Origin of the sequence: Streptomyces sp. McG3 (genome assembly GCF_018619185.1) — a bacterium.
Taxonomy (GTDB): Bacteria; Actinomycetota; Actinomycetes; order Streptomycetales; family Streptomycetaceae; genus Streptomyces.
On the sequence record NZ_JAAXYC010000220.1, the window covers coordinates 1 to 13388 of the forward strand.

Genomic DNA, 13388 nt, shown 5'->3' on the forward strand with positions numbered 1-13388 from the left:
GCCCCCCGCTGCTCCTCGGCACCTCCGCCTTCGGCCAGAACGAACGCGGGTTCCCCGTTTTCGACGCCTACTGGGAGGGCGGTGGCCGGGCCTTCGACACCGCCTGGCTCTACGGCCACGCCTACGGACCCGGCTGCTGCGAACGCACCTTCGGGGCCTGGGCCCGGTCGCGCGGCGTCGAGAAGGACGTCTGGGTGCTGGCCAAGGGCGCGCACACCCCGGAGTGCCTCCCCGACCGGGTCGAGGGCCAGCTCGCCGAGAGCTTCGAGCGCATGGGCCGGGACAGCGCCGCGCTCTACATGCTGCACCGCGACAACACCGACGTCCCGGTCGGGGAGTTCGTCACCGTCCTCACCGACCTCATGAACCGCGGTCTGATCCAGGGGTACGGGATGTCCAACTGGACCCTGGAGCGCGTCGCCGAAGCCGCCGACTACGCCCGCGCGCACGGTCTGCCGCTGCCCACCGGCATCAGCAACCAGTACAGCCTCATCGACATGGTCCACCCCATCTACCCGGGCACCGAAACCTCCAACACGCCGGCCTGGCGGACGTGGCTGTCCGAGGGGAGCGTCAGGCTGTACCCCTGGGCGAGCCAGGGCCGAGGCGCGCACGCCCTGGCCGACCCCGACGAGCTGCGTACCGGTGCGCTCGCGGAGAGCTGGTACAGCGAGGCCAACGCCGCCCGGCTGCGTCGCACCCGTGTACTGGCGGAGCGCACCGGCATCTCCGCCACCGGCATCGCCCTCGCCTGGACGCTTTCCCAGCCCTTCCCGGTCGTCGCCCTCATCGGCCCCCGGCTGCCCGAGGAGGTCCGCGACTCGCTGGCGGCCGCGGCGCACCGGCTCACCGACGCCGAGCGTGACTGGCTGGAGACGGGGGAGGGAGGGCTGCCGCCCCTCTGAGGCCGGGACAGGGCCTCCTGTCCTCCGCGGACGCCGTCCCGTCGAATCCGCCGCGCGGCGCCCGGCACGCCTCCCGCGGGCCGGCGCCGTCGGCCGGGCCGGCCCCGGGACGCCGTGGTGAAGCAGATCGAGTCGTTCCGGACAGCCGTGTCCCGCGCAGTCCCGGTGGGCGCGGTGCTGATGTGCGGGGCCCGCGGCCGCCCTGTCCCGCAGCTCTTTCCCGTTCCGGCCATCACGCCAAGGGGTTCCTGTGAAGTCGCAACGCAACTGGCCGAGCGCCCGAACGGTCGGCTCCTTCGTCCTGGTCGGCGGATTCGGCGTGTTCGGGCTGGTCAGTGCGGTGCTCGCAGGCGGCGCCGAGGCGGTGGACCTTCAGGTCTACCGGGCCGGCGGTACGGCGCTGCTGGAAGGCCGGGACCTCTACGAGCTGCCCGTCCGGCAGGACTTCTACTTCACCTATCCGCCGTTCGCGGCCCTGCTCTTCACCCCGCTCTCCCTGGTGAGCGGGGAAACCGCCAGGATCCTCGTGGTGCTGGTGAACGCCGCGTTGGTGGTGTTCGTCGTGGCGCGGACCTGCCGAACCCTCGGCACGATGGAGACACGTCTCTTCACCCTCGTGGTGATCACGGTCTCCGGCGCGTCGTTCGGCCTCGAATCGGTGTACAGCAACTTCATCGACGGCCAGATCAACCTGCTGCTGGTCGCTCTGGTGCTGGCCGATCTGACAGCGCGCACGGACCATCCCGCCCGGGGAGTCGGTGTCGGGCTCGCGGCGGGACTGAAGCTCACCCCGCTCGTCTTCGTGGCCTATCTGATCGCGACCCGGCGGTACCAGCAGGCCGCCGTGGCGTCGGCGTGTGCGGGGGGAACGGTGATCGTCAGCTTTCTCCTGACACCCACCGCCGCGGCCGACTACTGGCTGCGGGGGATGTTCGCCGACCTCGGCCGGATCTTCGCCGACCCGGCGTCACGGCACAACCAGTCGCTGCGGGGGCTCCTGCTGAAGAACGGCGTACCGCAGGACGTCGCCCTGTGGCTGTGGCCGGTGCTCGCCGCCGCGGTCGGCATCGCGACGCTGACCCTCGCCGCACGGGCCGCGCGGCGCGGCGAACCCCTGCTGGGGGTCTCGCTGTGCGGCCTCTGCGCGGCCGCGGTGTCCCCCTGGTCGTGGGGCCATCACTGGGTCTGGCTGGTGCCGTTCGGGGTGTTCCTGGTGTGGGTGGCGGGTCAGCCTCGCCGTCGTGCGCTGTGGCTGCCGACGATGGTGCTCGTGGTGAGCAGCGTCCCGGCGTTGCTGACCCTGGCCGATCCGATGGAGGACGGCGCGGTACCCGCCGTGGCGGACGGGCCGCTCGCGTTCGTGCTGGCCAATCTCTACGTGCTCATCTTCTTGACCGCCCTGGTCGCCGCCGCTGTGGACTTCCGTGCCGAACGGGAGCCCTCCGGAACTCTGGCGAGGGGCGAGCGGAAAGTGGACGGAACGGCTGCCGCGTCAGCCGGGTGCCGGTGCGACGCAGGTCGGAGCGTGATCGCTGCCCGGGCCGGGCAGAACCCGGCGTACAGCCCGACAGGTCTGCCGCCCCACCCGTCCCCGGCCGCCGCGTGCCCCCAGCACGCTCACGGCTGCGGCGCGTTGCTCCGCCGCGCGTTATTCCACCTGCGCGGAAGGCTCCCGGCGTGTTCTGATCACCGCTGACCGGGCGCCGGCCGGAACCGCCCGGCGCCAGCCGACGGAAGCGGGGAAACAGGGCGATGAGCGCGACGGAGAGCACCGGTGTGGGCCGGCCGGACCATCAGGGCGTGCGGCTGCGCCCGGCCACGCCGAACGACGCGGAGGCCGTCACCCGGGTCTTCCTCGCATCGCGGGCCGCCGCCATGCCGTACCTGCCCCGGGTCCACAGCGACGAGGACACCCTCGCGTGGATCACCCATGTCGTGCTGCCCACCAGCACCGCGGTGTGGGTGGCCGAGGAGACGGCGGAGGGCGGGGAACCGATCGGGTTCGCCGTGCTCGCCGGGGACGACGAGCTGGACCACCTCTACCTGCGGCCCGACGCCCTGCGGCGGGGGATCGGGAGCCGGCTGCTGGCGGAGGTGCGCGGCGCGGCGCGGGGGGCCCTGAAGCTGTACGTGTTCCAGCGCAACGCCGCCGCCCGCGCCTTCTACGAGCGGCACGGGTTCACCGCCGTGGCGTTCGACGACGGTGCCCGCAACGAGGAGAACGAGCCGGACGTGCTCTACCGCTGGGCCCCCGAGGACAGCTGAGGCCGCGGGCGGCGGGTCAGATGACCGGCGGCCGGCCCAGCCGGGTCATCTGCCACACCGTGGACCAGCGCATCGGGCGCCGCTCGCCGCACGGGGTCCGGACGCCCTCGGCGAAGCCGCCCGCCCAGGCGCGCAGGCCCTTCGGGTCGCGGGTGCGGGCGAGGGTGAGCAGGGTCCAGGTCCCGAGGTAGGCGGGGACCAGGGGGAGGGGCAGGTTGCGGCGGGCCAGCCAGACGCGGTTGCGGGCCGTCATCCGGTAGTAGACCGCGTGCCGGGCCGGGGACGTCTTGGGGTGCTGGAGCAGTAGCTCGGGCTCGTACAGCACCTTCCAGCCCGCGTCCAGCGCGCGCCAGGCGAGGTCGGTCTCCTCGTGGGTGAAGAAGAACTCGGCGGGCCACGGCCCGGTCTGCTCCAGCATCTTCATGGAGAACGCGTGGCCGCCGCCGAGGAAGGCCGTGACCGGGCCGCCGCGCATCGGGTCGCCCGCCCGCAGCCGGGGCACGTGGCGCCGCTGGGTCTCGCCGTGCTCGTCGGCGATCCGGAAGCCGACGATGCCGAGCCGGTCGTCGGCCGCGAAGAGGTCCCGCACCCGGCGGAAGACGTCCTTCTCGACCAGCAGCCCGTCGTCGTCCAGCTCGATCACCACGTCCACGTCGCCGATCTCGGCGAGCCTGCGCAGCCCTTCGTTACGGCCGCCCGGGCAGCCGAGGTTCTCCGGCAGCTCGATGGTGGTCAACCCGCCGTCGAGGTCCTCCAGGCCGGGGAACGCGGTGAAGTCCGGGAGCGCCGTCCCGTTGCCGATGATCACGAGCCGGGTGGGCCGGACGTCCTGCATGGCGACCGACGCCAGCAGCGCCTCGACCGCCTGCGGGCGGTCCCCCATGGTCACGATGGATACGCCGATGCGTGGTGCGGACAAGTTCGGTACTCCTGGGCTCGGCTGCCGTGCGGCTGCTGGTCGGCTGCGGTGCCCGCGATCGTAACGCCTCGGTGTTCAGTGTGCGGTTACCGCCCGGCCATCCACGGACCCGTCGGTGTTCAGCAAGGCGTACACGGTCATGTCCCGCCGCCGGTCGCCCACCTGCTGCCAGCCGCGCAGCAGCCCCTCCCGCCGGAAGCCGACGTCCTCGGCGATCCGGGCGGAGGCGGTGTTCCACGGCTCGATGAAGAGCTGGAGGCGCTGGACCCCGAGGTCGCGCAGGGCCCACCCCGTCACCGTACGCAGCGCGGCGCGGGCGACGCCCTGGCCGCGGGCCGGCGCGGTGAGCCAGTAGCCGAGCGAGGCGCGGCCCTCGGGCAGGTCGCGGAGCCAGAGCCCGATCGCGCCGACCGGGCGCCGGTCCCGGGAGCGGACGATGGCGAACGGGTATCCGGCGCCGGTGGCCGCGCGCTCCCACTGCCTGCGGACGAACGCCTCGGCGGCCGCGTCCGAGTAGCGGGACGGGATCGTGGTGATGAGCGGGATGTACGGGTCGAGCGAGGCCTCGCGGACCAGCGGGAGGTCGCTCATCTCCCAGGGGCGCAGGACGAAGTCCGGTCCCGCGGACATGCTCGGAACGGTCAGCGGCTCGGGCTCGGGCATGTCCGTATCCTCCCGCTGTCGATCCTGTTCCGCCCCCGGGGGGCGGCCCTCGGCCCCGGGGGCGGGGGCCGCCCCGTGCTCGGCTCACCCCTCCGCCGCTGCCCTCCGGTCCCTCCCGGTCAGGAAGTACCCGGCGAGCAGGGCGCCGGCCAGGACCAGGACGGAGTTCACGAGGATGGCGGTGGAGACGCCGGACAGTACCGCCTCCGGCCCCGTCGCGGCCCCCGTCCGGGCGGTGACGACCGCGCTCATCACCGGGATGCCGAGGGTGATGCCGACCTGTTGGGTCATCGTCGCCAGCCCGGTGGCCCGCCCCTGCTCCTCGTCGGGCAGGCCCGAGGTGGCCGTGACCATGAAGCCGACGATCATCAGCATGTTGCCCACACCGCCGACGAAGGTGGCGGCCAGCAGGAGCCAGATCCAGGATCCGGACGTGCCGAGCGCGACGAGCGAGAGCGTGGCGACGGCCTGGACGACCCCGCCCAGCACGATGGCGCGCCGGTTGCCGAACCGGCCCACCGCCCGCCCGCCGAGCATCCCGCCGATGACCGTGCCGACGCCCAGCACGCCGAACGCGAGGCCGGTGGCCAGCGCGGAGTAGCCGAGGACCTCCTGGAGATACAGGGTGAGCAGGAACACCAGCGAGGTCTCGGTGACGAAGGCGGTCAGCCCGGCGGCGTTGCCCCAGACGACGCTCCGCCGCTTCAGGATGTGCATCGGGACGAGCGGTGCGGCGGCCCGCCGCTCGATGCGGACGAACGTGATCAGAAGGACGGCTCCGGCGGCCAGCAAGGCCAGCGTGGTGGGGGTGGTCCAGCCGGTCTCGCCGGCCTGGGTGAGCCCGAGGACGAGCAGCAGCAGCCCGCCGGTGACGGTGACCGCGCCGGGCACGTCGAGCCGGGGCCGCCGCTCCGGCCGGGAGTCGGTGATCACGGACGGGGCCAGGATCACGACCAGGGCCGCGACCGGTACGTTGATGAAGAAGGCCCAGCGCCAGGAGAGCAGGTCCGTCAGGAGGCCGCCGAGGATCGCTCCGGCGGTGAACCCGGCCGACATCAGGGCGCCGTTGAGCCCCAGCGCCCGTTCGCGCAGGGGCCCCTCCTTGAACGCGGTGGTCAGCAGCGCGAGTCCGGCTGGGGTGACGGCCGCGGTGGCCAGGCCCTGGAGCACGCGGGCGGTGAGCAGGACCTCGGGCGAGGTGGCGAGGCCACCGAGCGCGGAGGAGAGGCCGAGGACGACCATGCCGCCGATGAACAGGTTCTTGCGGCCGACGAGGTCGGCGACGCGTCCGAAGAGCAGGGTGAATCCGGCGGCGGCGAGCGCGAAGGACGTGGCGATCCACTGGAGGTGGGCGAGGGAGAAGCCGAGCCCCTCCCCGACGACGGGCAGCGCCACGTTCAGGATCGAGAAGTCCACCGCGATCATGAACTGGGAGCCGAGCAGCAGGGCCAGCACGAGCTTCTGGCGTCTCGTCATGCGTGGGCCCGCGGCACGGGGGACGGCCGTCGGCCCGGCGGGAGCGGGTGTGGGTGCGGTACGGGACATGGCAGGGCGCCTTCCTGAGCGCGGGACTACTTAACGGTGCTGTGGTTCCGTTAAGGTGAGCGTCACCGTAGCAGGGGAAGCGTTGTTAATGGAACTGGAGACCCGTTATGACTTCTGAAGGTGCTGAAGACTCCCGAAGCTCCGAGGGCTCCGGAGGCTCAGGAGGTGTCGACGCCGACGGTGGGGAACCGGGCACCGTGCGTCCCGGGGGCCGCACCGCCCGGGTGCGGGAGGCGGTGCTGCGCGCCGCCGGGGACGCGCTGGTCGAGCACGGCTTCGACGGGCTCGACCTGGCCGACGTCGCCCGGCGGGCCGAGGTCGGCAAGACGACCGTCTACCGGCGATGGTCCGCGCCCGCCGGACTGGTGGCCGATCTGCTCTCGGACATGGCGGAGCAGTCACTGCCGCGCGCGGACACCGGGTCACTGGCCGGGGACCTCCGGGCCAACGCCCGCCTCGCGGTCCGCACGCTGACCGATCCCCGGCAGGGCGCTCTCTTCGTGGCCGTCATCGCCGCCGCCACCTGCGATCCGCGGACCGCCGAGGCCCTGCACCGCTTCTACGCGGTGCGGATCGGGGAGTGGTCCGGCTGCGTCGAGGCGGCGGTCGACCGCGGCGAACTGCCCGCCGGCACGGACCCGGGCGAGGTGATCGCCGCGGTGTCGGCGCCCCTGTACTACCGGCTGCTGGCCAGTGGCGCCCCGCTGGACGAGGCGGCCGCCGACCGGGCCGCCGCCGCCGCGGTCGCCGCCGCGCGGGAAGGGGTCTACGTGCGCTGAGGGGCGTGGGAAGCCCCGGGCGGCGACCGGCTTCGTGGTGCCCGGGGGTGCGTCGATAAAGTGCTGGAATGATATTCGGTAAAGCCGGGTTCGGGGGAGCCGTCGCCGACTTCGAGGCGGCGGTGACCGCCCAGGACGCCAAGCGCTCCGGCAAGGCGTTCGTCCGGCTGCAGGAGACCTTCGGGCAGGCCAGGGAGGCGGAGCTGCTGGACGGCGGGCCGCGGCTCGCCGCCGTGCTGGAGCAGGTGCCGCCCGGCCCCCGTGCCGTCGTCGCCGTGCTCGTCGGGGCCTGTGTCGAGCGCGGCGCGGACGCCGAGCGCTGCGCGCCGGGAGTGCTGGCGGGGCTGCGATGGGCGCTGGAGCAGGCTTGGGCGTTCTGCGAAGCGTGGAACGCGACCGGGGGCGGCACGTTCCCCGTTCCGGACGGCGGCGAGCCGGGCCCGGAGGCGGTGGAGCGGGCCGGCGCCGACGCGGCCGTCGGCTGGTGGACCCTTCCCCAGTGGGAGACGGCCGCCGTAGCGATGCTGAACCACCCCGGCGTGCGGCGGGCGGCCGGCTTCCGGGGCGAGGCGCTGCGGCTGCTCGGCGCGGTGGAGCGGGCCTCCGGCACGGAGTTGAAGTCCCTCGCCTACGCCCTCCTCGTGCTGGACGACGAACCGCTCGTCGCCCTCCACCGGCCGAGCGGCACCGGCTACCTCCTGCGGCTCTCCGGCATCGGGGACAACTTCCAGCTGCACACCCTGCTCGCCGACGCGCTCATAGGCGGCGGTCATGTGGAGGGCCACGCGCCGTCGTCGCAGGAGGCGGCGGTCTGCCGGGAGACCCCCGGTCAGGTGGACACCGTGGGCTCCTTCGACCTGGTGGCCCCGGGCGGCGAACTCCTCTGGAACGAGGGCGCCCCCGCCGACATCCCCGTCGTCGACGGCGTCCGGCTGCTGGTCCTGGACGAGCCGTCCTACCGGCGGACCTGGCCCGCGGGCCGCTTCTTCCCCGGCATGCGCGGCGACGCCCTGCTGGAGCGCGCGCTGGACCAGCGGGAGACGGAGCGCTGGTACGCCCACGTCTCCCCGGCCAAGGAGACCACCGGCTGAACCGCCGCCCGTTCGCCGTGTCCTGGAAGGTGGTTCAGCCGATCCGGGTGCCCGTTCCGCCGACCCGGATCCTGGCGTCTCCCGCGCGCAGTTCGACGGTGAGTGTGCCGGGCCGGCCCATGTCCGCCCCCTGGTGCAGGGTCAGCACGGCCGCGTCCGGAACGAGCCCCAGCTCCCGTGCGTACGCGCCGAAGGCCGCCGCCGCGGCGCCCGTCGCCGGATCCTCGACGACTCCGCCCACCGGGAAGGGGTCCCGGACGTGGAAGACCTCGGGTCCCTCGCGCCAGACCAGTTGCAGCGTGGTCAGGTCGAGCCGGTGCATCAGCGCTTCGAGCCGCGCGAAGTCGTAGTCCAGGTCCGCAAGGCGCTCCCGGGTGGCGGCGGCCAGCACCAGGTGCCGGGCCCCCGCGTAGGCGATCCGGGGCGGCAGGGCCGGGTCGAGGTCGGCGGCCGCCCAGCCCAGGGCCGCCAGCGCCTCCGTCAGGTCGGCCGCCGCGGCCTCCTCGACGCGCGGGGCCACGCTGGTGAGGGTGGCGCGGAGTCGGCCGCCCTCCCGGACGACGGTCACCGGCACCGGACCCGCGGGCGTGGCGAACTCCAGCTCGCCCGGCCCGTCCCGTTCGGCCAGGGCGAGCGCCGTGGCGACCGTGGCGTGACCGCAGAAGGGCACCTCGGCCTTCGGGCTGAAATAGCGGATCGTGTACGCGCCCTCGCCGGTCCGTTCCGTCAGGAACGCCGACTCGCTGTAGCCCAGCTCCGCCGCGACGGCGAGCATCGCCTCCTCGTCCATCCCGGAGGCGTCCAGGACGACCCCGGCGGGATTCCCGCCCGCGGGGTCGGCGGAGAAGGCGGTGTAGCGCAGGACTTCGGGCGCGGGATCAGGTGTCATGCAGGGGTCCAACCGTGCCGCCGCTCCCGGCATTCCCCGCCCGGTACGGCGGTACGGCGTGCGGGAGGGCCGGTCGCGGACCCCCGTTCCGCGACCGGCCCTCCCGGGGCGGGTCAGTGGCAGTTCTTGACGCCCTTGTTGGCCTTCGTGGACTTCTTCCAGGAGCAGGAGTCCTGGAGCTTCCCGTTCGGCTTGATCAGCCGCGCCTTGTCACCGGTGTTGTTCCAGACGTACGAGCCCCGGTTCCAGTGCACGGTGCCCGAGACGTTCTTGCCCTTGCCGGTGCGGAGCTTGACCGTCTTGCCCGCACCGATCGTGTAGCTGCCGAAGGTGTAGGTGTAGCCGGTGTTGTCCTTCACCTTGAAGCCCTTGAGCTGGACCTTCTTCTTGCCGTTGTTGTGGATGTTCACCCACTCGGCGTTCAGCGACTTCTTGGTCCGGTTGTCCTTGCCGGGGCCGTCGTACTGCACGGTCCCGAAGTGCAGCCCGCCCTGGTGGGCGGCCGCCGTGGCCGGCGCCGCCGTGGCGAGGAGCGAGCCGGCCAGTGCGGTGGCGGCGGCCAGGGCGATCGGCGCAGCGGTACGTATGCGCATGCGGTGTTCCTTCTGTGGTGTTCTGGTGAAGGCGTAACGAGATGCGATCATACGGACAGCACGCGCTTGCTCGGTCCTGGGTAAAGAAATCCGCAAATTCGGCCATTTAATGGCTAGTTCGAGCGAACCTGATCACTTGCGGGCTCAGCCGCGTCCGATGTATGGCATGTTCGTCGCCAGGACCGTGGCGAACTGGACGTTCGCCTCCAACGGCAGCTCCGCCATGTGCACCACCGTCCGCGCCACGTCGGACGCCGCCATCACCGGCTCCGCCGCCAGTTCCCCGTTGGCCTGGAGGATCCCGGTCGACATCCGCTCGGTCATCTCCGTCGCCGCGTTGCCGATGTCGATCTGCCCGCAGGCGATCCGGTGGGCCCGGCCGTCCAGCGACAGCGCCTTCGTCAGCCCCGTCATCGCGTGCTTGGTGGCGGTGTACGCGATCGAGTGCGGGCGCGGCGCGTGGGCGGAGATCGAGCCGTTGTTGATGATCCGGCCGCCCTGCGGATCCTGATCCTTCATCAGCCGGTACGCCGCCTGTGCGCAGAGGAACGCGCCCGTCAGGTTCACGTCGACGACCGCCCGCCAGTCCTCGACGGTCAGGTCCTCCAGCGGTACGCCGCCCGGCCCGAACGTGCCCGCGTTGTTGAACAGGAGGTCCAGCCGGCCGAACCGCTCCCGTACGGCGGTGAAGAGTGCGCCGACCTCGTCGGCGTCGGTCACGTCCGTGGTGACGCACAGTGCCCCGGTGTCCCCGGCGGCGGCCGCCGTCTCCGCCAGTGGCTCGGCCCGCCGGCCGGCGAGCGCGAGCGACCAGCCCGCGCTCGCGAGGGCGAGCGCGACCGCCCGCCCGATCCCTGATCCCGCACCCGTGACGACGGCGACTTTCCGGCCGGTCTGCTCAGTGTTCATGGCCCGGCAGCGTACGGGACGGATCGGTGCACGGGGCACGCGGTGCTCATCGACCCGCCATGCGGATGTTGTGCACGCGACAACGGTGCGTCGTCGCGTGCGGCTGCCATGAAGCCCGACAGCATCCGGGCTGAGGAGGGGCATATGACAGCCGCACAGACCATCATGACGCCCGATCAGAGCACACGGGCCACCGAACTCCGCGCCGCCGCACGGCTGCTCGAACCGGGGGTGGGACGCAGACGCTTCCTGACCGTCACCGGAGCCGCCGCCGCGCTCGCCTTCACCGTGAACCTGCCCGCCGCCGGCACGGCGAGCGCCGCCGAAGTCGACGCCCGCCGGATCACCGAGAACCCTTTCACCCTCGGCGTCGCCTCCGGCGACCCGCAGCCCGCGTCCGTCCTCATCTGGACCCGGCTCGCGCCCCGCCCCTACGAGCCGGGCGGCGGACTGCCGCGCGGCCGGGTCGAGGTCCGCTGGGAGGTTGCCCGCGACGAGCGCTTCCGCCGCATCGAGCGGCGCGGCTCGGTCACCGCCCACCCCGAGTTCGCCCACAGCGTCCGAGCCGAGGTCCAGGGCCTCGACTCCGGCCGGGTCTACCACTACCGCTTCCGCACCGGCAGCTGGACCAGCCCGGCCGGCCGCACCCGCACCGCCCCGGCCCCCGGAGCCCGCACCAGCTCCCTGGCCCTGGCCGCCGTCTCCTGCCAGGCGTACCACGACGGCTACTTCACCGCCTACCGCCACCTCGCCGCCGAGGACGTCGACGTCGTCCTCCACCTCGGCGACTACCTCTACGAGTACGCCGTCACCGCCACCGGCGGAGCCCGCGACTACACCGACCGCCGGCTCCCCGCCCACTACAACCGCGAGACGGTCACCCTGGAGGACTACCGGCTGCGCTATGGCCTCTACAAGTCCGACCCGGACCTGCGCGCCGCCCACGCCGCCCACCCCTTCGTCGTCACCTGGGACGACCACGAGACCGAGAACAACTACGCGGGCGGTACCCCCGAGAACGACGTGCCTCCCGAGGAGTTCCTGCTGCGCCGGGCCGCCGCGTACCGCGCGTACTGGGAGAACCAGCCGCTGCGCACCCCGCAGCGCCCCACCGGACCAGACATGCGGCTCTACCGCCGTCTGAAGTTCGGGCGGCTCGCCCAGTTCGACATCCTCGACACCCGCCAGTACCGCAGCGACCAGGCGTACGGCGACGGCTGGCGCACCCCGGGACCCGAGTCGGAGGACCCCGCGCGCACCATGACCGGGGCCGCCCAGGAACGCTGGCTGACCGACGGCTGGCGGGCCTCGAACGCCACCTGGAACGTCGTTCCGCAGCAGGTCACCTTCGCACAGCGGCGCGATGTGCCCACCGACGCCTTCAAGCTCTCCATGGACTCCTGGGACGGCTACCCCGCCTCCCGGCAGCGGGTGCTGGCCGGGGCCGAGGCCGCCGGGGTGGACAACCTCATGGTCCTCACCGGCGACGTCCACGTCTCCTACGCCTTCGACCTGAAGAAGGACTTCGACGACCCCGCCTCGCGGACCGTCGGCACGGAGATCGTCACCACGTCCGTCAGCAGCGGCAAGAACGGCGCGGACCGGCCCGCCAACTGGGAGAACCAGACCCGCGCCAACCCGCACCTCAAGCACTACAACGGGCGGCGCGGCTACGCGCTCGTCACCCTCGGAACGAAGGAGGCCCGCGCCGACTTCCGTACGGTGGAGGCCGTCACGACCCCCGGCGCGCCCCTCGCCACAGCGGCCTCCTTCGTCACCGAGGCCGGGAACCCGGGGCTCACCCCCGCGTAAGGGCGCACGCCCGCGCAACCGGGCTCAGCGGTCCGCCGGGTAGCGGACGCCGATACGGTCCCGTACCGCGTCGAGCGTCCGCATCACCGCCAGCGAGCCCTCCAGCGGGACGAGCGGGGACTCGGTCTCACCGGCCCGCACCGCCCGTGCCACCTCGACGGCCTCGTACTGCATGCCCGAGAGCCCCTGGGGTCCCGGACCCGCGGTGATCGTCTCCGGCTCCGTGCCCGCCCGCCGCAGGACGAAGTGGTCGGGGTGGAAGAAGTCGCGCGGGAGGTCGATCCGCCCGGCCGTGCCGATGACGGTGGCCGCCGTCGGATGGTGGCCGACGATCGAGCAGGACAGCAGCGCGTTCGCACCGGAGTCCCAGCCGAGCAGCATCCCCGTGTTCAGGTCGACGCCCTCCGGGGACAGCAGCGCGTCGGCCTGGACCCGGTCCGGCTCGCCCAGCAGCAGGTGGGCGAAGGAGACCGGGTAGACGCCCAGGTCCAGCAGCGCCCCGCCGCCCAGCTCCGGATCGCGCAGCCGGTGCCCGGGAGCGAAGTCGCCCGCGAAGCCGAAATCCGCCTGGACGGTACGGATCTCGCCGATCGCCCCGTCCCGGACCAGCTCGGTGAGGCGGCGGACCACCGGGTTGAGATAGGTCCACATGGCCTCCATCAGGAAGAGGCCGCGCTCCCGGGCCAACGCCACCAGTTCCTCGGCCTCCCGGCTGTTGAGCGTGAACGCCTTCTCGCACAGCACATGCTTCCCGGCCCGCAGCGCGAGCGAGGCCGCCGCGTGGTGCGCCGAGTGCGGCGTCGCCACGTACACCACGTCCACCTCGTCGTCGGCGACCAGCTCCGCCCAGCTGCCGTAGGCCCGCCCGATCCCGTGCCGCTCGGCGAACTCCCGCGCCGAGGCCTCCGTGCGCGAGGCCACCGCCACCACCTCGGCGTCCGGGAGCCGCTGTACGTCCGCCGTGAAGGTCGCGGCTATGCCGCCCGTCGCCAGCACACCCCAACGCACCGTCCCACCC

13 protein-coding genes are annotated in these 13388 nt (G+C 73.0%); 6 read left to right on the top strand and 7 right to left on the bottom strand.

The window, feature by feature from the left end; genetic code table 11:
* The 3 genes from HET64_RS27680 to HET64_RS27690 form a co-directional block, all read left to right on the top strand.
* Positions 1-905: aldo/keto reductase (locus HET64_RS27680; protein WP_215109883.1), on the top strand; the 905-nt coding region annotated here is incomplete at its 5' end.
* 250 nt (positions 906-1155) lie between these two features.
* Positions 1156-2601, top strand: coding sequence for a glycosyltransferase 87 family protein (locus HET64_RS27685; protein WP_308370394.1), 1446 nt, complete (start codon positions 1156-1158; stop codon positions 2599-2601).
* Between the two features lie 56 nt (positions 2602-2657).
* Positions 2658-3170, top strand: a complete 513-nt coding sequence (locus tag HET64_RS27690; RefSeq protein WP_215109884.1) for a GNAT family N-acetyltransferase — start codon at positions 2658-2660, stop codon at positions 3168-3170.
* 16 nt (positions 3171-3186) lie between these two features.
* Here HET64_RS27690 and HET64_RS27695 read toward each other — a convergent pair whose 3' ends face one another.
* The 3 genes from HET64_RS27695 to HET64_RS27705 form a co-directional block, all read right to left on the bottom strand.
* Positions 3187-4089 carry a glycosyltransferase family 2 protein gene (locus HET64_RS27695; protein WP_215109885.1) on the bottom strand — a complete coding sequence of 301 codons (903 nt, stop codon included), beginning with the start codon at positions 4087-4089 and terminating at the stop codon, positions 3187-3189.
* 75 nt (positions 4090-4164) lie between these two features.
* Entirely contained in the window at positions 4165-4752 is a 588-nt protein-coding gene (locus HET64_RS27700; protein ID WP_251145959.1) for a GNAT family N-acetyltransferase, read from the bottom strand.
* Between the two features lie 84 nt (positions 4753-4836).
* Positions 4837-6228, bottom strand: coding sequence for an MFS transporter (locus tag HET64_RS27705; protein ID WP_374105580.1), 1392 nt, complete (start codon positions 6226-6228; stop codon positions 4837-4839).
* Positions 6229-6404: 176 nt separating this feature from the next.
* On the opposite strand from HET64_RS27705, the gene HET64_RS27710 reads away from it, so the two are divergent.
* Both HET64_RS27710 and HET64_RS27715 read left to right on the top strand, forming a co-directional pair.
* Positions 6405-7076: a TetR/AcrR family transcriptional regulator gene (locus HET64_RS27710; RefSeq protein ID WP_251145960.1), complete on the top strand. Its 672-nt coding sequence runs from the start codon at positions 6405-6407 to the stop codon at positions 7074-7076.
* Between the two features lie 68 nt (positions 7077-7144).
* A complete protein-coding gene (locus HET64_RS27715; RefSeq protein WP_215109888.1) occupies positions 7145-8167 on the top strand; it encodes a hypothetical protein in 1023 nt (340 codons plus the stop codon).
* A gap of 34 nt (positions 8168-8201) precedes the next feature.
* On the opposite strand, the gene HET64_RS27720 is transcribed toward HET64_RS27715, so the two are convergent.
* From HET64_RS27720 to HET64_RS27730, 3 genes are all read right to left on the bottom strand, one after another.
* Complete coding sequence (locus HET64_RS27720) at positions 8202-9056, bottom strand: PhzF family phenazine biosynthesis protein (RefSeq protein ID WP_215109889.1); 855 nt, start codon at positions 9054-9056, stop codon at positions 8202-8204.
* A 113-nt stretch (positions 9057-9169) separates the two neighbouring features.
* A complete protein-coding gene (locus HET64_RS27725) occupies positions 9170-9649 on the bottom strand; it encodes a lamin tail domain-containing protein (RefSeq protein ID WP_215109890.1) in 480 nt (159 codons plus the stop codon).
* A gap of 144 nt (positions 9650-9793) precedes the next feature.
* Positions 9794-10558 (bottom strand): SDR family oxidoreductase, encoded by a 765-nt coding sequence (locus tag HET64_RS27730; RefSeq protein ID WP_215109891.1) that lies wholly within the window; start codon positions 10556-10558, stop codon positions 9794-9796.
* A gap of 144 nt (positions 10559-10702) precedes the next feature.
* Here HET64_RS27730 and HET64_RS27735 point away from each other — a divergent pair, with 144 nt between their 5' ends.
* Positions 10703-12370, top strand: coding sequence for an alkaline phosphatase (locus HET64_RS27735; RefSeq protein WP_215109892.1), 1668 nt, complete (start codon positions 10703-10705; stop codon positions 12368-12370).
* 24 nt (positions 12371-12394) lie between these two features.
* Here HET64_RS27735 and HET64_RS27740 read toward each other — a convergent pair.
* On the bottom strand, positions 12395-13388 hold a 994-nt coding region (locus HET64_RS27740; protein WP_251145961.1), incomplete at its 5' end, for a Gfo/Idh/MocA family protein.

Coding starts and splice junctions, on each gene's coding strand:
- HET64_RS27690 (WP_215109884.1), top strand. CDS start 2,658: ATGAGCGCGACGGAGAGCACCGGTGTGGGCCGGCCGGACCATCAGGGC.
- HET64_RS27700 (WP_251145959.1), bottom strand. CDS start 4,752: ATGCCCGAGCCCGAGCCGCTGACCGTTCCGAGCATGTCCGCGGGACCG.
- HET64_RS27705 (WP_374105580.1), bottom strand. CDS start 6,228: ATGACGAGACGCCAGAAGCTCGTGCTGGCCCTGCTGCTCGGCTCCCAG.
- HET64_RS27710 (WP_251145960.1), top strand. CDS start 6,405: ATGACTTCTGAAGGTGCTGAAGACTCCCGAAGCTCCGAGGGCTCCGGA.
- HET64_RS27715 (WP_215109888.1), top strand. CDS start 7,145: ATGATATTCGGTAAAGCCGGGTTCGGGGGAGCCGTCGCCGACTTCGAG.
- HET64_RS27720 (WP_215109889.1), bottom strand. CDS start 9,056: ATGACACCTGATCCCGCGCCCGAAGTCCTGCGCTACACCGCCTTCTCC.
- HET64_RS27725 (WP_215109890.1), bottom strand. CDS start 9,649: ATGCGCATACGTACCGCTGCGCCGATCGCCCTGGCCGCCGCCACCGCA.
- HET64_RS27730 (WP_215109891.1), bottom strand. CDS start 10,558: ATGAACACTGAGCAGACCGGCCGGAAAGTCGCCGTCGTCACGGGTGCG.
- HET64_RS27735 (WP_215109892.1), top strand. CDS start 10,703: ATGACAGCCGCACAGACCATCATGACGCCCGATCAGAGCACACGGGCC.